At 41.4% G+C, this 20,482-nt stretch carries 13 protein-coding genes; 5 read left to right on the top strand and 8 right to left on the bottom strand.

The features are described from left to right. Positions 1-329 precede the first annotated feature (329 nt). The gene (locus tag SNE25_RS22225; protein ID WP_321561206.1) at positions 330-5,663 is read left to right on the top strand and encodes an Ig-like domain-containing protein; all 5,334 of its coding nucleotides are present in this window, start codon (positions 330-332) and stop codon (positions 5,661-5,663) included. Between the two features lie 19 nt (positions 5,664-5,682). On the opposite strand, the gene SNE25_RS22220 is transcribed toward SNE25_RS22225, so the two are convergent. Further along, a complete protein-coding gene (locus SNE25_RS22220) occupies positions 5,683-6,105 on the bottom strand; it encodes a hypothetical protein (RefSeq protein ID WP_321561205.1) in 423 nt (140 codons plus the stop codon). A gap of 181 nt (positions 6,106-6,286) precedes the next feature. Here SNE25_RS22220 and SNE25_RS22215 point away from each other — a divergent pair, with 181 nt between their 5' ends. Continuing rightward, positions 6,287-8,230: a tetratricopeptide repeat-containing sensor histidine kinase gene (locus tag SNE25_RS22215; protein ID WP_321561204.1), complete on the top strand. Its 1,944-nt coding sequence runs from the start codon at positions 6,287-6,289 to the stop codon at positions 8,228-8,230. Positions 8,231-8,251: 21 nt separating this feature from the next. Here SNE25_RS22215 and SNE25_RS22210 read toward each other — a convergent pair whose 3' ends face one another. Further along, positions 8,252-8,530: a CHC2 zinc finger domain-containing protein gene (locus tag SNE25_RS22210; RefSeq protein WP_321561203.1), complete on the bottom strand. Its 279-nt coding sequence runs from the start codon at positions 8,528-8,530 to the stop codon at positions 8,252-8,254. A gap of 191 nt (positions 8,531-8,721) precedes the next feature. On the opposite strand from SNE25_RS22210, the gene SNE25_RS22205 reads away from it, so the two are divergent. Continuing rightward, positions 8,722-9,714, top strand: coding sequence for a nucleoside hydrolase (locus SNE25_RS22205; RefSeq protein WP_321561202.1), 993 nt, complete (start codon positions 8,722-8,724; stop codon positions 9,712-9,714). Between the two features lie 10 nt (positions 9,715-9,724). Here SNE25_RS22205 and SNE25_RS22200 read toward each other — a convergent pair whose 3' ends face one another. The 4 genes from SNE25_RS22200 to SNE25_RS22185 form a co-directional block, all read right to left on the bottom strand. Further along, on the bottom strand, positions 9,725-11,335 hold the full coding sequence (locus SNE25_RS22200) for a beta-N-acetylhexosaminidase (protein WP_321561201.1): 1,611 nt from the start codon (positions 11,333-11,335) through the stop codon (positions 9,725-9,727). A 98-nt stretch (positions 11,336-11,433) separates the two neighbouring features. After that, positions 11,434-12,102 carry a helix-turn-helix transcriptional regulator gene (locus tag SNE25_RS22195; protein WP_321561200.1) on the bottom strand — a complete coding sequence of 223 codons (669 nt, stop codon included), beginning with the start codon at positions 12,100-12,102 and terminating at the stop codon, positions 11,434-11,436. Positions 12,103-12,185: 83 nt separating this feature from the next. Beyond that, positions 12,186-13,622 carry a hypothetical protein gene (locus SNE25_RS22190; protein WP_321561199.1) on the bottom strand — a complete coding sequence of 479 codons (1,437 nt, stop codon included), beginning with the start codon at positions 13,620-13,622 and terminating at the stop codon, positions 12,186-12,188. A 65-nt stretch (positions 13,623-13,687) separates the two neighbouring features. Continuing rightward, positions 13,688-16,459: a TonB-dependent receptor gene (locus SNE25_RS22185; protein WP_321561198.1), complete on the bottom strand. Its 2,772-nt coding sequence runs from the start codon at positions 16,457-16,459 to the stop codon at positions 13,688-13,690. Positions 16,460-16,658: 199 nt separating this feature from the next. On the opposite strand from SNE25_RS22185, the gene SNE25_RS22180 reads away from it, so the two are divergent. Next, positions 16,659-16,979, top strand: a complete 321-nt coding sequence (locus SNE25_RS22180) for an ArsR/SmtB family transcription factor (RefSeq protein WP_321561197.1) — start codon at positions 16,659-16,661, stop codon at positions 16,977-16,979. 24 nt (positions 16,980-17,003) lie between these two features. On the opposite strand, the gene SNE25_RS22175 is transcribed toward SNE25_RS22180, so the two are convergent. Together SNE25_RS22175 and SNE25_RS22170 are read right to left on the bottom strand one after the other, a co-directional pair. Then, positions 17,004-18,197 carry a hypothetical protein gene (locus SNE25_RS22175; protein WP_321561196.1) on the bottom strand — a complete coding sequence of 398 codons (1,194 nt, stop codon included), beginning with the start codon at positions 18,195-18,197 and terminating at the stop codon, positions 17,004-17,006. A 64-nt stretch (positions 18,198-18,261) separates the two neighbouring features. Further along, positions 18,262-19,146, bottom strand: coding sequence for an SIR2 family protein (locus SNE25_RS22170; protein ID WP_321561195.1), 885 nt, complete (start codon positions 19,144-19,146; stop codon positions 18,262-18,264). Positions 19,147-19,454: 308 nt separating this feature from the next. Here SNE25_RS22170 and SNE25_RS22165 point away from each other — a divergent pair, with 308 nt between their 5' ends. Then, complete coding sequence (locus tag SNE25_RS22165) at positions 19,455-20,423, top strand: sugar phosphate isomerase/epimerase family protein (protein WP_321561194.1); 969 nt, start codon at positions 19,455-19,457, stop codon at positions 20,421-20,423. Positions 20,424-20,482: the final 59 nt, after the last annotated feature.

Raw genomic sequence — 20,482 nt, 5'->3', positions numbered from 1 at the left:
GGCGGGTTATTATCCCGCGATAAAAATTATTTGATTTAGTAATTATTATCGAAGAATAGGGGGCTCCGAAACCTCTTGAGGATCAAAGTTTTCCAATAGTGGATTTGAATGTTCATTTAATTACTTCGAATTGTATTGTTCATTTTATTCATTTTTTAGAACAAATAGCTATATTTATACGTAAAAATGCCCGCGCTATCTTAGTTGAACAGGTGTTAGAAACATCTGCAATAAATAGCTCTTTAAATATCATGCTCAAAATGAAAAGCCCGGAATAAAGTTACCGGTCATAAGAATAATTGAGGCATAAAGTGACTTAATAGGGCGGTATGTATAAATATTTACTGATATTATTATTTGTACTGGTATCCCAAACAGTATTTGGCAAGGATTGTACACTGCAAGTAACTGTGTCATCATCGGGCACTTCTATATGCTCAGGAACCAGTGTTGTTTTAACCGCTAACGCATCCGGAGGTATCGGCCCTTACACTTACATTTGGAATACCGGAGAAAATACGTCGTCAATAAGCGTAAATAAAGCGGGTACCTATACCGTAACTGTAAGTGATAAAACACCCGGCTGCCAACCGGTAAAAAAAAGCATTAGTGTAACATCTATAATTACACCTAATGCGCCCACCGCTTCAAGCCAAACTGTTTGTCCAAATACTTCCGCAAAGCTTGTAGCCACGGGCCCCGGGGGCAGTTATCAGTGGTACGATGCACCTGAGGAGGGCAATTTTTTGGCAAGCGGCAATACTTATCAAACACCCCTTATTACAGAAACCACTACCTTTTATGTACAAACGACAGTTTCGCAATGTACCAGCCCAAGAACTGCTGTAACCGTTAATGTTACAGGCCGGCCATCTGTTACCGGTGCTACTTTATGTGCGGGCGGTGTAGCCACGCTGTCTGCATCAGGGGGTGATAGTTATACATGGTACGATGCCCCATCAAATGGTAACCAGGTTGGTACAGGTGCAACGTTTGTAACACCTGTGCTGTTTGCCTCTAAAGTTTATTATGTAGTGGCCATTATAAAAGGTTGTACCAGTGTAGCCACAGCGGTAACGGCTAAAGTGACACCACCTCCGCAGGCGCCTGTTGCAAATGGTACTACTACCTGTACAGGATCGGTAGTTAGTTTACATGCCGACGCGCCCGACGGCGTATTTGATTGGTTTGATGTTCCAACCGGCGGAACGTCCTTAATTTCAAGTCCCGATTATACAACACCTCCACTAACCGCAAATACTACTTACTATGTGCAAACAACGGTAGATAATTGTCAGAGCAGTCGTACTCCGGTACACATTATCGTAACTGCTCCGCCACAACCTCCCGCTGCTCAAACAGTTGGTATATGCAGCGGCAATAAAGTTACGCTAACGGCAGACCCTTCGCCTACCGGAACTTATGCTTGGTATGACCAGCAAACCGGCGGCACTTTGCTGGCAAATGGTGTTAATTTTCAAACCCCTGTGCTTACCGGTTCAACAACTTATTACGTACAGCACATGAATGCAGGCTGCAGCAGCGACCGTGCTGCAATAAATGTTACCGTAAACCCGCTGCCATCGCCTCCTGTGGCAGCCGAACCAGTTATTTGCCCGGGATCTGTAGCTACTTTAACTGCTACATCTACAGGCGGCGGAACTTTTCAATGGTATAGTTTACCAACGGGGGGGACATTGCTTTCGTCTGATGCTGTTTATGTAACACCTGCATTAACGGCCGATGCTACTTATTATGTTCAAACTACCGAATCGGGCTGTGCGAGCGCCAGGAGAGCCATAAAGGTGACTGTTCTGCCAGCTTTACCCGCGCCAACAGTCCCGGCAACCAGCGTATGTTCTGGTAATTCGGTAACACTCACAGCGTCAGGATCGCCCGGTGATTATGAATGGTACGATGCAGCTACAGGCGGTAATTTATTAGTTACCGGTTCTGTATTCGTTACACCTGAATTAACAACGGTGCAAACTTATTATGTACAAAGTACCGCTAATAATTGTACAAGTGCGCGCACACCTGTAACGGTAAACATTACACCTTTACCATCGGCACCAACAGTCAGCGGAACTTCCGTATGCCTAGGTTCATCAGCCAACTTAACGGCCAGTTCTCCAGATGGTATTATTCGATGGTATGATGCACCTACAGGCGGTACCTTGCTGGCTTCAGGTAATACATTTTCCACACCACCTTTAGTTGCGGCTAAAACTTATTACGCGCAAACGGTAAATGGCCCATGCGTAAGTGCCCGTATACCGGTGCCGGTGACAATTATAATCATTAATGACCCACAGTTTGAATATAGTTCAGGCACGTTCTGCACAGCAGGAGGAAATCCTACCCCCGTTATTCATAATCCGGCAGGTGGAACTTTCAGCGCCACACCTGCCGGGTTGGCTTTTGTAAGCACCACAACCGGCCAGATAAATGTTGGTGCAAGCACGCCGGGAAAATACACGGTGATTTTTACTTACGGGGGTAGTTGCCCTGGTACAAGCAGCGCCGACATAAATATCATATCAACAGCTACACCAACACCTAACGCGCAATTCAATTATGACGGGCCGTTTTGCCAGGGTAACCCTGACCCTAAACCCGTTTTCGCTGCTGGAGCAAGCGCGGGTGTATTCAGTTCCGATTCGCCGGATTTGGTTTTCAGAAATAAAGAAACAGGGCAAATCAACCTGGATGATAGTAAAGCCGGTACATATACAATAACCAATAACATTTTTGCCACCGCCGGTTGTGCTTCAGGCACATTCAGCAGGCAAGTAACTATTGGCGAACGGGCCATAGTTAACGCCGGGCCCGACCAAAATGTGGTCAGTGGTACACCTGTTCAGTTAGCCGGCAGTATTGGCGGCAGCGCTTCATCTGCGCGGTGGTCAGCAGCAGCTGGCTCTTTTTCAGATCGTGACGCCTTAAATGCTGTTTATACACCGGCTCCGGGAGCAACTACGGTTACACTTACTTTAACAACCAATAATCCATCAGGGGTATGCGGGCCTGCGTCGTCTACTGTTAATATCTACATTTCTGCTGTGCCCGCTGCGCCAACGGCTGCAAATTCATCTGTTTGTTTGGGCAATCCCGCTACCTTAATAGCAACTGCGCCCGGCGGTACTTACAGATGGTTTGATGCCTCCAATGGAGGCAATGAGCTCTTTACAGGACCAATATTTAAAACGCCGCCTATAACCGCAACCGCCATTTATTATGTGCAGGTAACCAAAAATGGTTTAACCAGTGCCCGTACACCGGTAACGGTGAATATTACTCTAACACCCGCAGCGCCGCAGGTTGATGCACCGCCTGTTTGCCAGGGTAATTCGGCTACGCTTACGGCAAGTGGTTCTACAGGTACCTATACATGGTTTGATGATCCTCTTGGTAGTATTGTGTTGTCACATAACGCCGTTTATAATACACCTGCATTAACAGGTAACCATACCTACTATGTACAAACTACTGTTAATGGTTGCACCAGCGAAATAAAACCTGTTCCTGTAGTAGTTGGTCAGGCTCCGCATATTATAAGTTCGTCAGGTGATATTGTTTGCAGTGGCACGGCGCTTAACTATACTATTAATACCGATATATCTACACCTGCAATTACATATATATGGAGCAGAGCGGCTGTACCCGGTATCAGTAACCCGCCATCAACAGGAACATCCGCAACTATTTCCGAAACTTTAATGAATACCGATAATACGCCTGTTACTGTAAAATATATCATCACTGCTGCCTCAAACGGCTGTTCGGGACCTCCTTTTACTTACGAGGTTAAGGTTAATCCACTGCCTGTGGTAACCAATAATCCAACGGCCTCAACCTGTAACGACACTCCTCATAATTTTACCATTGCGTTTAGCCCTGACAATGGCGGAGTGAGTGCCACCTGGAGCAGGGCGGCTGTAGCAGGTATAAGTAACGCAGCGGTATCGGGCCAAACAGCAGCTGTTATAAAGGAGGTATTGCATAATACCACCGTAGCCCCGGTTGATGTTACCTATGTGTTTAATTATAAAACTGCCAACTGCATTGGAACGCCTTTTAATTTAGTAATGACAGTAAAACCTGAAGTAAGTATTACCAGCGAACCTACGGGAGGAGCTTGCAGCGGGGCTTCTGTAAATTACAGTATAAAGTCAAACATAGAATCGGCCGCATTTACTTGGAGCCGAGAGGTGGTGACAAATATCAGCAACCCGGCTGTAAGCAATCAAACAAGCAGTACTATTGATGAAAAGTTAATTAATACCAGTACCATACCGGTAAAAGTTACTTACAATATTGTACCAACCGCTTTTGGTTGTACTGGTGATGCGTTTACTTATGTGGTTACTGTAAACCCCCAACCCGCGAAACCCGTGGCTAACAGTAACTCCCCGGTTTGCGTAGGAAATACTATCCAGCTCCGGACACCTACTGTTGCAAAGGCAAGTTATATGTGGACAGGGCCAAACGGGTACACATCCACGGCTCAAAATCCTGATATTAATAATGCAACTACAGCCAATAACGGAACTTATAATTTATATGTTACCGTTAACGATTGTACCAGTCCGGCCGCCCCGGCGGATGTTAAGGTAAATGAACTTCCGCATGCCGACGCCGGTCCCGACCTAACCAAATGTATAATCACTACAGCTATACCGCTTCAGGGTAGTGTTACGGGTGGTACAAACACAGGTATTTGGACTGCACCCGAAACCGGAGGTACATTTTTACCTTCGAGCGACGATTTACATGCCCAATATATTCCATCAACGCAGGATAAAGCGGCCGGAACGGTTACCCTTACCTTATCATCAACCAGTAAGGACAATTGTGCCATTTCAACCGATGAAATGACAATTAACTTTAAGCCATCACCGGCTACCGACGCGGGTGACGACAGGCAAGTGTGTATGCAGGATGAAAGTGTAAAACTCGAGGGCCAGGTTTTTATACCGGGTGGAGCTACATGGAAAACATCTGGTACCGGTACTTTTAGTCCTTCCGAATCGCAACCCGACGCGTTTTATATACCGAGTGCGGCAGATAAGCAAAGTGGTTCAGTTAAGCTGACGCTTACTGCAAATGTAACCGGAGTATGTGATATTCCGTCTGATGAAATGACTATTAAATTCATCCCTCCCCCAACTTTAAATGCAGGCGGCACCAGGTATGTGCTGCGCGACAAAACAATAACCCTTACACCAACGGTAAGTGATGAAAATGTGCAGTATTTATGGACACCTGCAACAGGTTTAAGCAGTAATACCGTAAAAAATCCGGTATTAACCGGTGATGTTGACCGTACCTACACACTGCAGGTAACCGATTCGAGAGGTTGCGTTACCACAGATCAAACGTTTGTAAAAGTATCACCCGTATTGATAGTTCCAAACACGTTTACACCCAATGGCGATGGGTTTAATGACTTTTGGGATATCCGGGGGCTTGTGGCCTACCAGGATGCTGTAATTGATGTATTTAATCGTTACGGGCAGCCGCTATTCCACTCCGTAGGTTATCCGAAAGCCTGGGAAGGTACTTATAATGGTCAGCCTGTACCGGCCGGAACCTACTATTATAAAATCAATACCAATGTTAACGGACAGGTGTTGTCGGGCTATGTAGTGGTGATGCGGTAATATCCCAGTGAATGCAAACTTAATTGAATTTCTTTTTAAGGTTTCTTATCAATTTGCGTAAAGAACCTTTACCGCCATTAAAACCATTTGTACCATTAGGACTTGTTTCATACGTTTCTGATTGCCATAATTTCTCGCCCGATTTGCTAAGCAAAGCTACATTTAACGATACTGTTTGTCCTCCCCATGAAGTAATGGTAATGCCTTTGTGCGAATCGGCCTTTAAATCAAAAATAATATCGGCGTTTTCCTTTGTATCAACAACATTCCAATAGCCCCAATCCTTAATGGCTGCTATTGCATCGTCTTTATAATCCTTCACATTGTCATTGGCTGATGTTTGCATTACATACACATTTTTCCCCTTAGCCAGGGCATCACTGCTTTGAGCAAATAAAGTATGGGTTGCAAAGGTTAAAATTAAAGCAAATAGTAGTTTCATATCAATTTTTTTCAATAAAATTCCCCATGATCGCTCAGCGAAACAATACCCAAAAACCTGTAATTTTTCTCTACTGGTTTTTCGGTATTTTCTATTTTTGATTGCCCATAAATGACAGGTTGATTTACAAATGCTTATTTTCATGGTACATACTCATATCATCAACTGACCAAAACCCGATTTGAAAAGACTATCTATAGCACTGGTTATATTTTTATCCACGTTCTGGATAACTGGGTATGCACAACAAAATGCGAACAACAAGCGCTACACAGATAGCCTGCAGCATTTGCTCAGTGTTGCACATACCGACACCGGCAAGGCTTCGATTTTATTTAAACTATCCGATTACTGGGCAAATATAGACGCCGGCAAAGCCATTCAGTTAGCCAACCAATCTTTACAGCTCGATCTTAAAAAGTCCATTTATGAGGGGCTTGCTCATTTTTATCTCGGCGGCGCCTATTTTGATCGCGATCTGCTTCGAAGTCAGCAGGAATATATGAAAGCAGATACCTTACTAAGTATTTATTCTACCAAAGAGGCCTGGTTATACAGGTCAAGGGCATGGCATAACTATAGTATTATTGAACAAAGAAAAGATAACGGCAAGGGCTATACCGATATTTTATTAAATAAAGCCATACCATTGGCTGTAAAAGCCGGAGACAGCATAAGGGTCGCGATTGATTATATGGATGTTGGACTGGGCTTTATGAATTACGAAGACCATAGCCGGGCTATTTATTATTACAACATGGCAATACGCATGCTGATAAGTCAGGGAAAAAAAGATGAGCGCCTTGCGGATTGTTATGTTAACATGGCCAAAGCTAATATATTGATGGGTAATGTTAAAGCTGCAAAACCCTTTTTAGATAAAGCTTTCAGAATATTATCGCCGATGGTTGATTCTCCGTACCTGCCGGCTTATTACCTGGTAAATGGCATGTACCATAACCGCTCTGCCGAATGGGAAAAGGCTAACGCTGCTTTAGACGCGGGGATAACATTAGCCAATAAGCTAAACATGCCTTACGACATAAATTCGATGCTGTATGAAAAATACGAGGTTTACAGGGGACAAAACAATTTAAAGGCTGCCAAAGCGGTTTTAATGAATTTATATAACAGGCAGCACATAGTACCGCTTAAACGCAACCGGCAGGAGATTTTACATGAACTGGCCCAAACAGAAGCCAGCCTGGGCAATATGAAGGCTGCATACCAATGGCTTACCGAATACAACTCGCTTGCCGATAGTATTTATAAAGCTAAAACCAAAACAGATATAGCCGCTTTAGATGCCAAATATCAATCGGCCGAAAAAGAAAAGGAAATATTAATACTGTATAACCGGTCGAACATTCAGAAAATATTGTTCGTGTGCGGGTCGGTTTTATTTTTAGGTATCATATTTTTCCTGGTTTATAGGCTTAAACAGCGAAAGGTAAAAACCGAACAACAACTAAGTTCGCTGCAACAAAAACAACAAATTGAGATTGCCAATGCATTACTTGAAGGAGAGGAGCGGGAGCGAAGTCGCCTGGCACGCGACCTGCATGATGGTTTAGGCGGGATGCTTGCCGGTGTTAAACTTAACCTGTCGCAGGCAACCCATCACCCTGCGCTACGGACAGAAGACGCCGGATTGAATAAAGTGATAATCCAATTAGATGATTCGGTATCGGAACTGCGGCGCATAGCTCGGAATATGATGCCCGAATCATTAATGCGGTCGGGGTTACAGGTGGCATTAAATGATCTTTGTGAATCATTTTCGGGAGGAACTGTGAAAGTAGAACTTCAGATGCTCAATATTTTAAGCACTATTCCCCAGCAAACTCAAATTACCATTTATCGTATTGTACAGGAGCTGTTGAATAACGCGCTAAGGCATGCTCGGGCATCGGAAATATTTGTTCAGTGCAGCCAAACCGAAGATCAATTTTTTATTACCGTTGAAGATGATGGTGTAGGGTTTGACAAAACGGCATTACAAAATAAAAAAGGCATAGGGCTCAGAAATATTCAAAACCGGGTAGACTTTTTAAGGGGCAAGCTCGATATTGATTCGAAACCGGGAAAAGGCGCTACTATAAATATTGAAATTAGCACGGGGTAAAAGCAGCAAAACTGTATACCCTTACTTTGCCAACTTTGAGTGTTGTGTTATCAGTTGGATAGCTTCTTCGCGTGTTTTGCTCTCTATGGCCATTACAAAATCTATCGGCCCGCCGCCTCTGCCGCAGCCAAAGCATTGAAAAATGTTTTTATCGGGAGATACCATTAGTGAAGTGGCCTGGTCGGCGTGGAAAGGGCATTTACCTTTTAAATTTCTGCGACTTTCTTCTAACAGGATATATCTGGAAACGATCCTGACAAGGTCGGCCTGTACAGGTGAGCTGGTTTGATCTGTTGGCATATATTAAAAATATTATACTGCTTTAAGCAGGGCGCAAACATACCTATTAGGAGCTTTTATGCCAAGAGCGAATTTGCATTGTTGAAAAATATCAATCACCGGCATTTTAAGTTTGCATTGTGCTTTCTGTATTAATTTCCAATTGCTATATTGTGATAAACATAAAAAGTAAACTCAATCTTAAGGTTATCATGGTAAAGAAACTGGTATTAGTTATCGTAATATCATTATGTACTTATAGTGTTTACGCGCAATCCGGTAAAGCTAGCAAGAAGGTATCCGTTATTTTTGATACCGACATGGGGCCTGATTACGACGATGTCGGCGCCATTACCCTACTACATTATTTTGCCGATCATGGCGAGGCTCGGATTCTGGCTACTGTGGCGAGTACGCGCTACCCACGGGTGGCGGCAGTTTTAAGTGTGCTGAACACTTACTTTCAAAAACCCGATATACCTGTCGGAGTTCCGCGTGAAGACGCTTCGGATCAGGCAGATTTTCAAAAATGGTCAGATACATTAGTCGCAAAATATCCGCATAAGATCAAGTCAAACATCGATGCTACGGATGCTGTAACGCTTTACCGTAAAATTCTGGCCAAACAACCCGATCATAGTGTTACCATTATTACAGTTGGGTTTTTTACTAATATCGCTACACTGCTACAATCTCCGCCCGATAAGTTTTCACCCCTTACAGGCCAGGCACTGGTAGAAAAAAAAGTACTTAAACTGGTTTCCATGGCCGGGAGATTTCCATCAGGCAAAGAGTTTAATGTTGATCAGCGGGTGGCGGCTTCTAAATATGTTTTCAGTCATTTTAACCGGCCGGTGATATTCAGTGGTTTCGAGATTGGTTCAAAGATAAAATCGGGGTTGCCATTAATACATAACAAGAGCATTATAAACAGTCCGGTTAAGGATGTTTTTCGCATATCCATACCCATGGCAAAAGAAGACACGGATGGCCGTATGAGTTGGGACGAAACAGCGGTTTTGGCCGGAGTAAAAGGCGCGGCCCCTTATTTTAAATTACAGCGCGGAAGTATTCGGATCAATGCCGATGGGAGTAATACATGGGACGCCACTAAAGGGAATCATAATTACCTGGTATTTGCACGCCCGGTAAAGGAAATACAAACCCTGATCAATAATTTAATGATGCACCAACCTGTGAAATAAGTTGTGGCCATTATTCGGTTTGCAGGTAGCGTTTGCTGTAATTTACACGCATCAGGTCATAGCGTTTAAATTGTGTTTTTAACCGTTCACGAAAGTCGCTGTAATTTTGTTTAGGCTTAGGTGTCCAAAGGATCTCGCTTAAAGCATCCAGCCGCGGGAAAATCATATATTCTGCTTTTGCAGGGCTGGCAACGTACTCGCTCCATAAGTTACCCTGTGCTCCCCATATATACTGGGTTTCCTGCTGGCTTAACTGTGCGGGCAGGGGATCATAGTGATACACGTCTTGCAATGGCACGTATTTGGCAGCAGTAAGCGAATCTTCCTTTTCAAACTGGGCATGATTAAAATACATGTATTTTTCGGGAGTCATAATTACACGATGGTGAAGTTTCGCCGCCTGTATGCCACCCGTTTCGCCACGCCAGCTCATTACAGTGGCATTGGGAGCTACCCCGCCATCCAGTATCTCATCCCAGCCAATGATGGTTCTGCCCTTACTGTTCACAAATTTTTCAATCCGGTGCATAAAATAACTTTGTAGTCCGTTCATATCCTTCAGTCCTTTCTCTTTAACAAAGTCGCGGCAAAATGCCGATTGATTCCACCAGATTTTGGAACATTCGTCACCACCAACGTGTATGTAAGGGGAGGGGAAAAGCGCAATCACCTCTGTCAGTACATCTTCCAATAATGTAAATGTGGCTTCAGAAGGGACGAGTACGTTGTTGAATTTATTAAAAATGCCCCAGGTTTGGGCAACCTGTTTGGGTTCATTGGGCGTTGTGCTTAATTCGGGATGGGCGGCCAAAACGCCCATGCTATGGCCGGGCATTTCGATTTCGGGAATAATAGTAATGTATCGTTCGGCTGCGTAATGTACAATATCCTTAATCTGGTCCTGGGTATAATACCCCCCGTAACGTTTGCCATCGTTACCTGTACCGGGATATAAACCTATAATAGTTCCATTGCGCCATGCTCCGACAGTTGTGAGCTCCGGATGTTTTTTGATCTCGATACGCCAGCCATGATCATCTGTAAGATGCCAGTGAAAATAATTCATTTTATGCATAGCCAGGTAGTCGATATACTTTTTGACAAAGGCTGTATCAAAAAAGTGACGGCTTACATCCAAGTGCATGCCGCGATAGGCAAAACGGGGGTAGTCGGTAATTTCAACGGCGGGTATTGGCAGCTGTTTGCTTATTTTTTCTGTTGGCAACAACTGTATGAGCGTTTGTATGCCATAAAAAATATTTTCTGCCGAAGGCGCATTAATGGTAAGCGATCTGCTTTTTGTTAACAGCTGATAGCCCTTTAATGATCTGCCGGCAACTGAATCTGATAGTAGTAAGATTGCTTTATCCCCAACTTCCTTTTTGTTTTGTGTTACGGCTAACATAAAACCGTAATGTTTTTGCAGGTAGTTATTTAAAAAGTTGGTAGCGTTTAATAACTCAGTGCCTGAAATATAAATAATGGTATGGCTATCAATAATAAATGTGTTTTGAGGATTTATTACTTTAAGCTCCGCGGGTTGCGGGATAATAGCAGGGGATTGAGCATTTGCTGCAAATGACAGCCACAAAAAAAGAAAGAGAAAACCTGTTTTTTTCATATCCGGAAGATCGGACGGTAAAAATATAGTTTTTCATTGAGGTGCGGAGTAATAAATGCTTGTTTACTCCAATGAAGATTATCTCCGGGAGTGATTTATTATAGTTTGCCGAGTTTTTCTTTAGCTCTATTTAGTATCACCTCATTATAGCCGCTTTCAGCTATGAGTTCGGCAACACGATAGCCGTAATATTCTTTAGATACGGCATCGAAATCTAAATACAAAGCTCCGGAGAGTGCTTTTAGCTTATCAGCATTTAAGCTGCTTTTACCACTTTCTATACGGCTTAGCTGGGCACGGTCAATCTTGATTTTTTTGGCCAGATCTTCCTGCGAAATATTGAGGTCGGTGCGGTGTTTTTTAATAAACGCACCAAAGTTTGGTAAGGCATCTTCTTGCCCATTTTCGGACAATAAAGCAGGCGTATCTGCTATATTATTAATGTTTGCAGAATCAGGGTTAAGGCCATTAATGCTTTCGAACAGTACAGAAAACCTGACCGACATTTGTTTGAACCAGTTTTGTTCTATACTATAAGTGATATTACCCTTTGCGCCGTTGGCTTTAATTAAACCTAAAGACCTTAATTCTGAAACATGTTTATTGATGGTTTCTGCATTGAAATTTGCTGTATGCAGTGCTCCGCGGTTTACTGAGAACCCATTTTCAATAATTGTTCTAACAATAAAAACCCTTACCGGTAATGCCAGTGCCCTGGCAAATTGTGATAATTCATTATCGTTGAAATTAAGGTTCGTTAATTTCATATGTTCTTTATGCGTTTCAATTATTTATATAAAAAAAGGCTACCTCAAATTGAATGAGGCAGCCTTTTAAATGTTCTTAAATATTATTTTACTGCTCCAGGAGTAGTATAAGCCATTTTCTGAGGATCAAAATTAGCCCAGCCAGCTGTCCAGTCTTCAGTCCCAAAAGCGCCTTTGTAAGCAACTTTATCAAAGAAAGCATCGGTTAGCTTTGCATCAGTAAATGCAGCGCCTGTAGCAGCAATTGAACCTGCTTTAACTGTAAAGTTAGGTGTACCTGCATTAGCAAAATCAGATGAGAATTTGAACGGATCAGTTACGACAGCATCAGCAAATAAAGCTGCGTTGAAAACGTTTTCAGCTCTTAATGTAGTTTCAAATAACGCTTTGTTTTCGCCTTTAACTTCGTTGTTTTTAGTTCCTAAAATGATATTGTTTTTGAAAACTAAACGACCAGCGGTATAGTTGGTTGAGGTAGCACCTGCAGTTTCTACTTTTGAATCATCAATGTAAACACCATCTACATAACCAGAAAACACAGAGTTAAAGATGCTTAAAGCCGAGTTACGACGGATTTGAGCCCCATGCTGATAGTTGGCATTAACGTTACTTTCGCCAACTTTTGTTACCGGACCTAACAAGGTCATGTTTGAAAAGATAGCTGATGTTTGCGGCGTTTTATTAGCACCGTTTGCATCATTGTCAGACTCAAAGCTGTTTGAGCCGGAAATATCAGCAATGGTTTTAAAGCGTTGGCTAATACCGAATTGAACTTTACCAGAAAAACCAAAGTCGGTATCAAAGTCATCGTCTAAGCTGCCCATGGCAATAAGGTGTTTACACTGTACGGTACCACCAAACCACTCAAAAGCATCATCACCCGAGCGGTAAACTTGCACATAGTCAATAGTTGTGCCTTTACCAACACCACCCATGGTAAGACCGTTAATTTCGTTATCAGGTGAAAAAGGGATACCTGCATACTCAATACGCACATATTTTAAAGTACCAGAGTTGTCATTAGCATCGGTACCGCCATACTGGATATATTTGGCAGGGTCGCCCTTAGGATCCAAACCGCCTTCAATACCCACGTTTTCGCCTTGGTTAACAGGTGCTTTTCCTAACAGGATAATACCACCCCAGTCGCCGTTTGATCTTGCACCAGACTCGAATGCTGAAGTAAATACAATAGGTTTATCAGCAGTACCTGCAGCCATGATTTTTGCACCGCGTGTAATAGTAAGGGTACCTTTGGTTGCTTTATCACCTTTGATCAGTGTACCGGGTTCAATAGTCAAGGTAGCACCGCCAGTTACATACACAAATCCTTTGATCAAATAAATTTTGTCTGCTTTCCAGGTAGTTGCAGTTGAAATATCGCCTGTTACAGTAATTACATTGCTTACAGGTGTTTTGGTAGTGTCGTCAACAGGTGGGTCAATTGTTGCCGATTTTTTGCTACACGCAGCTGAAAAAAGAGCTACAATAAGCGCTAAAAATAATCCTTGTTTTTTCATGATTTTCTTTTTGGGTTCGATTAAATCTGTATTGTTAATTTAGTTGTGAGATTTTTTTGCTTGTATTAAAAATTGTAGTTAAAGGTTAGTGAATAGGCTGAACCCGGGGTAAACCTTTTAAAGGTATTACCTGTACCTCCGGCTGGGTTTTTATCTTTGTCATAATAAAAAGTGTCGTTCTGGTTTAGCAGATCAGTACCGTTAACTTTAATTTCACCTTTGCCTTTAAGTACCTTATACCCTAATTGAAAGTCCAGAACGTCGCGAGGTGCTTCATAAACGCTTGGGAAATTTACCCCTCCGGCATAGAAGATCCTTTTGCCTAAACGGTTATATAAAATATTTACCGACAGTTTATTATCAAATGCGTTATGTTGAAACCCTGCGTTTATTACATAAGGCGACTGGCCAACTAGCGGTCTGTCGTGTTCAAGTAACTGAGGATTATCATCGTTTTGGATCTTTGATTTAGTTAAAGCGAGGTTTGCATAAATGGTGCTGTTTTTAAAGAAACCTGCATCGTTTATAAAATCAAGTGACTTACGTGCTTCTAATTCGGCGCCATAAACGTAAGCCGATTTTGAGTTGAAGTAAGATATGGTGGTTGATGAGTTTACATCATCAATGCTGGGCTCAATGGCGTTAGCAAACTTTTTGTAAAAAGCAGATACCGAGAATATTTGACCGGCAGACGGATAAAATTCATAACGAAGATCTGCATTGTCAATCATGGTACGTTTTAAAAGTGGGTTACCAATTTGGGTAGCAAGCAACTCATAGTCATAGTAACTAAAAGGAGCAAGTTCCCTAAACTCAGGCCTTGCAACCGTACGGTAGTAGGATGCGCGCAGGTTTGCTTTGGCCGTTAAACTATAAGTAAGGTTAACCGAAGGAAGGAAATCGGTATTGTTTAATTCGGCCCTCGGTTGCTGTTGATCAGGATCGAGTGTGTTTAATTTCAGATCAAACCTTTCAACGCGTACCCCATAAACCGCGCGGAACTTTTCGCTTATTTTATTATCAAGCATTATATAACCCGCGTTGGTATAGCTATGCGCATTGTAGTTGTCATTCGGGGCAGAAATTTCATCAAGTTCAAATGCACCTGAGTTGACTGCGTTTGGCCCAAAAAGTGTTTCAATAGGCCTTAACCTGATGTCGCTGGTACCATCTTTAAGTATTATCCCCAGGAAACGGGCGTTAAAATCACGTTTACGGTACTGAGAAGAAATTCCCGCTTTAAAGTTGCTTGTTTGACCAAACATCTTTACAGGCAACTTAAAGTCTACCTTACCTGAATATATATTTTCATTCAGTTTTGAAAAGAAACGGGCATTTTCCTTACCTAAATTGGTTATGCTGGCTACAAAAGGCTCATTAGGACCTGATTGCAGATAGTTTACTTTGCGCTGATCTGGCTGATCGTTTTTGATATTACTGTAACCCAGGCTCCAGTCTAACTTTGCATTGCCTGCGCCTATTTTATGATCGCCATCAATAGTTGATTTTAAAAGTGATTTTTGGGTAAGATCATAAGCATAAAACCTGCTGTCATAACTGCCGTTGGAGTTGTTTGAGCCTGTGCGGAAGGTAAAGATGTCGTCAAAAACGCGATTATAGAGGTTTTTAAAGGTTATTTTATTATTACCAAAACTATAAGCAAAGTTTGCAAGGGCTCCAATATTGGTTGAAAACTTGTATTGGTTTTCCTTGAAGTTAAAGTTGTTATATTGCCTTACCAGATCAGGAATGGTGGTTTCGGCATTACGATAGGTTAATGCGATTGTAGTACCGAAACGATTTTTGTTTTTGCCTATTTCCTGTACGTTACCAAGGGTAAACTGATAGCTTTGACCTAAAAACGCATTTTTATTATATACAGTAAAATCGTTGTTTAGGGATTGTATTGACTGCAGATTTTGTTTTGGCGTTAATCTTGGTGGGCCAATGATCTGAGCAGTAGTAGGAAAGTTATCAACCAGTGTTCTGGCGCCACCGTCAAAGCCAAAGTAATCGCTCGTATTGCGGTAGCCACTTTGAAAATTTTTGAATGTGCTTTGTGAATTATAACTATAACCGGCTCCCAGGTTAATGAAGTTCTGATCGGGTATATCTTTAGTTAATATTTGGATATTACCTCCCGCAAAATCGGCAGAGAGATCTGGCGTTGCTGTTTTACTGATGATGATATTTTCGATCAGGTTGGCTGGAACAATATCAAATGAAAATGCTTTACGGTTAGGCTCGGTACTGGGCAGGGGAGTACCATCGAGCGATGCAGTATTATAACGATCGCTAAGACCACGTACCACCACGAATTTATTATCCTGAATGGTAGTACCGCTTACCCTTTTTAAAACATCACTTGTGCTTCTGTCAGGTGATTTTTTGATTAGTTCGGAAGAAATACCATCAGATATAACGACACTGTTTTTTTGAATAGCATATAATGATGCCACCGATGCCTGGCGATAAGTTGCTTTAACCACTACCTCTTTTAGGGCTGTTGTAGTTGCCTCTGACATTACTATGTCGAGATTGGTCACCGCGCCTGCTTTAACCACAATATCTGAGATTGATTTGGTTTGGTATCCAATGTATTTTACAACAACTACATATGTACCCGGTTGAAGATCGGTAAGTACATATCTTCCGTCAACATTAGTAGCCGCGCCTTTGGTTGAACCCTGTAAGCCAACCGTTGCACCGATTAGGGTTTCGCTTGTTTTCTGGTCAATTATCTTGCCCGCAATTTTTCCGCCGCTTTGTGCAAAGAGCTTTGAATTAATTAAAAGGACAGGAAAAGCTAAAAAGAGTAAATGTTTTATTTTCAACATAATAATTTAATGATGAGGCAAAATTATCCCGACGTCATTAATTCTATGTTAATAGAAGATTATCAAATCGAATATCTTAGATGTTAAATTTGATAATTAATTAAAGGTCTTATTCTGAGAAAAATGAAGATTTTATGAAGAAAATTTGCAACTCAGACACTGATAGCTTATAGCTTCTATCTTTGCCAATTATCTGAGTATGGCTAATCACAAAAAGCGGGAATTCGCATCAACAGATCAACATATATCAGCAGTTGCAAAAGCACTTTCGCATCCTGCCAGGATAGCTATACTCCGTATTTTGGCGCAAAACAAACACTTTACCTGTGGTGAAATTGTAGGTGTTTTACCTTTAGCCCAGCCCACGGTTTCCCATCATTTAAAAGAATTGTTGGATTCAGAATTGATCACCGTTGCTATTGACGGTAAAAGATCTTTGTATAACGTTAACTGGAATAGCTGGAATATTTATACACAAGAGCTTGATTTGCTTATTGCAACCATGAGTAAGGCTTCATAACAATTCTTTAACATTGTCGTATTTTTAAGGATTATACTGATAAACAACCTGGTAGGGTATTTTTTTCAGTTTAGCAGAAATCTGCCCGATTTGCAGGTCCTTTTGTTGTGGGGTTGGTTCACAATAAGAATACGTTTTGCCTTTGTAAATAATGGTATTGCCAACAGGTTTATCAAATTGGACAGCCATGCCAATATGAGTAGGATATAATAAGGCTATCATAGGTAAATTGTAAATTTCTTTTACCAGATAAAAGAACAAAGCTGCCCTGTCATCACAATCGCTGTATTTGGAAAACAGGGTTTCCTCAGGCGACAGCCGTTTTTCTTTTCCGAAATTTGCGTTATCATCCTCATATAAAAAAGCATAGCGGGTAAAATGCATCAGGTAATCAACCCCCTTTTTTTGACTCATTTTTGCAGTATTTTTTTTTAGCAATGGAATAAGTGAGCCATAAGTTTCTTTACTTAACGGAATGTTAAAATACGATTCAAAATCAACGCCGGGGTAGTTTGTAAAAATGCGTTCCACATCCGGGTTAAGCTTTATATTAAAATAATAAACTTTATGCCTGTAAGTAAACTGCAGTTCCTTTTCAATGTAATTTTCGGGAGTAAAATCGGGCATCCGTGTTACTTTGTATGAAAATGCCTTTTTAGCCTCGGGCATGTTGATGTTTACCGGAACAGGCGGATCCTGGTTTAAATTGGTATTGGGGTAATCATGTATGTTTAGGCACATATACTTTTTACCATCTATCATAAAAAATGGGATATCAGAAATATCCTCATTGTTATACACATAAAATATGATTTTATCTGTTGTTAAAGCCAGCCTTGCATCATACCCTGATTTGGAAAGCAGAAACCATTTATACATGGTATAATTACCATAATTATCTTCTTTCGGGCTTATTTGCTGCGCTGTTCTACGAATTAACTGATAGTACAACCAGTCATTCAGCTGATATTTTTCTTTGAAATTTAAAAGGTCATTTATCACCGACTGGTATTTACCTGCGTTTAACCTGTTATAAAATGCATTGATACCGGCAGATGAAAATTTTAATGATGAGTTTATAATAATAGATGTATCTGCCGCTGTATTAAATGTTCCTTCATAAAACTCAAAGGAAAACCTCCTGCTGCTGTCTTGCCCGTATAAATTATTGGCGGTCAGCATCAATACAACAACAAGATATTTAATAAACCTACACATTGGCTAAATAATCGGTATAATAAATATACGCAAATTAAATATATTTATTACTATAAATAACTCTTTATTGATTTCTGATATGATCAACAACCCTTGTGTAAAATATAGCTTTGTTGGCTGTATCTGATGGTATAGGTTGTGTTTTAATTCCCATACTTTTCATCAAGTCAAGCTTGTTCCTGATGGAGGTTTCAAGATCAGTAGGATAGTAGTAAACTATCTTATTCCGGATGTTTATTTTCTTTGTTAAGATAGCTCTTTGCCTGAAGGTAAATATCCACCATAAGTGAATTTCTATAAAGTCGAGCGTCAGGCCAATAATATGCACATCTTCGGTAAAGAAAAAATCAAGCCAGCTGAGGTTTTCCTTTAGTGGCCTGGAAAGCCTTCTTATCAATGATTCAAACCGTTGCTTATATGATGTACCGGTACCTGTTACAATATAATTTCGCATTTGTTGTAAGTAGCCACTATAGTGCTCATAACCAAGTGTTAGCGATGAGGGATTATTTGCACTGCCGTGAATGTGCCAAAGGTTTATATCGCCAGTTTTGTGATGCCTGAAAATATTGTACACGGTTTCTTTTACAGCTCCCTCGTTTTTCGGTTCTTTGAACCCGGGGTCCAATGCTTTTTCAAATGTGAAATCATAATTGGTAGTAAGCAGATGAAGAGGTTTTAATGTTAATATTTCATGATGTATTTTGCTGGGATTCAGCCTTAAAACCTCCGCAGAAATAAATTCTTTCAATGCAAGTTCGGTGTAGTCACGGTTTTTAATAGCCTCCACAAATATCTCTTCGTACAATAGCGGAAATGGTTTATTTGGGGTATTAAAAAGCCCTTTTGCGCCAATATGATCAATGAGGTTATCGATCAGGTTTTGCCATTTATAATCCTGTAAAACATTATTTACACCATTGCCTACCAATAAAAAGGGTCTTTTCATTAATTAAATAATCAAGTATCGATATTTCAGGTTTGCCAGCTTAGGGTTTAAGTCTTGATAAAACAAAAACTGCAAATATCATTCCACTGGATAAATATATGTTTTCTGCTTTCATAAAATATCATATATCATTTCGTTTTATTTCCATTTTGCGAAAAGTAAACAGCCGTGATTAATAACTATTTGGAAGGTATGGTTTATTATTTGTATGAGCTTCTGGTAACAGTTTCAATACAAAATTTGCGAGGTTCAATAAATTAATAACTTTGGTATAAACCAATTTATTAGTAAACCACGAAAAACATAGTATGGAAAAACATAACCTATCAAGGCGCCAGTTTATTGGCAGCAGCGCCATTGCCGCAACTAGCCTTTTATTGTTTTCAAAATCGGTATTCGCTGAGGGTTTTAACAAGGCTGATAAACCTAATTCCCTTATTAATGGGGTGCAGATAGGGGTGATCACCTATTCGTTCCGCAGCATGCCTTCTACCGCCGAAGATCTGCTTAAATACTGTATCGACTGTAATATAAATGCTATTGAGCTGATGGGCGATGCCGCCGAAGCTTATGCCGGAGCCCCAACAAGACAAGGCGGCGGTTACGGCAGACCACAAACTCCTGAGGAAAAGACCGCGGCAGAAGCTTTTAATAAGCAGATCGCCGAATGGCGCGCTAATGCCCCAATGGATAAGTTTAAAGCGCTGCGCAAAAAGTATAATGACGCAGGAATAACCATTTATGCCTGGAAACCGAATGCACTTGGCGCCCGCAACAGTGATGCCGAAATTGATTATGCCTTTAACGCTGGTAAGGCGCTTGGTGTAACCCATGTTACCGTTGAGCTGCCCGATGAAGCCCAAACCAAAAGGCTTGGTGATATAGCTGCCAAGCATAAAATGATGGTGGGCTATCACGCGCATACGCAAGCTACCCCAACATTGTGGGATATCGCTCTTAGCCAGTCGAAATACAACGGAATAAATCTGGATATTGGCCATTATGTAGCAGGCACCAGCAGCAGCCCTATTCCTTTTATTGAAAAATACCATGACCGCATTACCAGCATGCATTTAAAGGACCGCAAATTCCACGATGGCCCGAATGAGCCATGGGGGCAGGGCGATACTCCTATAAAAGAAGTGTTACAGATCGTAAAAAAGAATCGCTATAAATTTCCGGTTACTATAGAACAGGAGTATAAAATACCCGATGGTTCCGACGCCATAAAAGAGGTAAAAATATGCAGGCAATTTGCGGCAGACGCGCTGAGTTAAAACAAAACAGCCACTCCAAAAGGTGGCTGTTTCTATAATATTGCTAATGTAATATTTCC

This window comes from Mucilaginibacter sabulilitoris (assembly GCF_034262375.1).
In the GTDB taxonomy this organism is placed as follows: Bacteria; Bacteroidota; Bacteroidia; order Sphingobacteriales; family Sphingobacteriaceae; genus Mucilaginibacter; species Mucilaginibacter sabulilitoris.
This window is presented reverse-complemented; position numbering and strand designations above follow the sequence as displayed.

Bases quoted from the DNA above. Each gene is read 5' to 3' on its own strand.
- SNE25_RS22225 (WP_321561206.1), top strand. From the start codon at position 330: ATGTATAAATATTTACTGATATTATTATTTGTACTGGTATCCCAAACA.
- SNE25_RS22220 (WP_321561205.1), bottom strand. From the start codon at position 6,105: ATGAAACTACTATTTGCTTTAATTTTAACCTTTGCAACCCATACTTTA.
- SNE25_RS22210 (WP_321561203.1), bottom strand. From the start codon at position 8,530: ATGCCAACAGATCAAACCAGCTCACCTGTACAGGCCGACCTTGTCAGG.
- SNE25_RS22205 (WP_321561202.1), top strand. From the start codon at position 8,722: ATGGTAAAGAAACTGGTATTAGTTATCGTAATATCATTATGTACTTAT.
- SNE25_RS22200 (WP_321561201.1), bottom strand. From the start codon at position 11,335: ATGAAAAAAACAGGTTTTCTCTTTCTTTTTTTGTGGCTGTCATTTGCA.
- SNE25_RS22195 (WP_321561200.1), bottom strand. From the start codon at position 12,102: ATGAAATTAACGAACCTTAATTTCAACGATAATGAATTATCACAATTT.
- SNE25_RS22190 (WP_321561199.1), bottom strand. From the start codon at position 13,622: ATGAAAAAACAAGGATTATTTTTAGCGCTTATTGTAGCTCTTTTTTCA.
- SNE25_RS22185 (WP_321561198.1), bottom strand. From the start codon at position 16,459: ATGTTGAAAATAAAACATTTACTCTTTTTAGCTTTTCCTGTCCTTTTA.
- SNE25_RS22180 (WP_321561197.1), top strand. From the start codon at position 16,659: ATGGCTAATCACAAAAAGCGGGAATTCGCATCAACAGATCAACATATA.
- SNE25_RS22175 (WP_321561196.1), bottom strand. From the start codon at position 18,197: ATGTGTAGGTTTATTAAATATCTTGTTGTTGTATTGATGCTGACCGCC.
- SNE25_RS22170 (WP_321561195.1), bottom strand. From the start codon at position 19,146: ATGAAAAGACCCTTTTTATTGGTAGGCAATGGTGTAAATAATGTTTTA.
- SNE25_RS22165 (WP_321561194.1), top strand. From the start codon at position 19,455: ATGGAAAAACATAACCTATCAAGGCGCCAGTTTATTGGCAGCAGCGCC.